This window comes from Nocardioides abyssi (assembly GCF_030412915.1).
Classification (GTDB): Bacteria; Actinomycetota; Actinomycetes; order Propionibacteriales; family Nocardioidaceae; genus Nocardioides; species Nocardioides abyssi.
This window is the reverse complement of sequence record NZ_JAUHJR010000259.1, coordinates 1-228: the sequence shown is the minus strand read 5'-3', so window position 1 is coordinate 228 and position 228 is coordinate 1. Positions and strand designations below refer to the sequence as shown.

At 78.5% G+C, this 228-nt stretch carries 1 pseudogene; it reads right to left on the bottom strand.

Annotated features, from left to right (window positions below):
• A pseudogene (locus QWY29_RS20695) lies at positions 1-174 on the bottom strand (gephyrin-like molybdotransferase Glp); the annotation flags it as partial.
• Between the last annotated feature and the right edge of the window lie 54 nt (positions 175-228).

The window sequence follows — 228 nt, the reverse complement described above, 5'->3', positions numbered from 1 at the left end:
CCCGTCCATCGCGGAGTTGTCGAAGCCCGGCAGCTGCAGCGTGGCGACGACGTCCTCGGCGGCCGCGAGCCCGCGGGCGTCCATCCGCGGCTGCGGGGACGGGGCCTGGGGCTCGACCGCGGCCAGCACCTCGGCGTGGTGCTGGTCGACCGTGCGCGGCGCCGGGTCGGCCACGGTCACCCGTCCGCGGACGCGGAGGGCTCGCCGAGCACGGTGCCGGCGTCGATG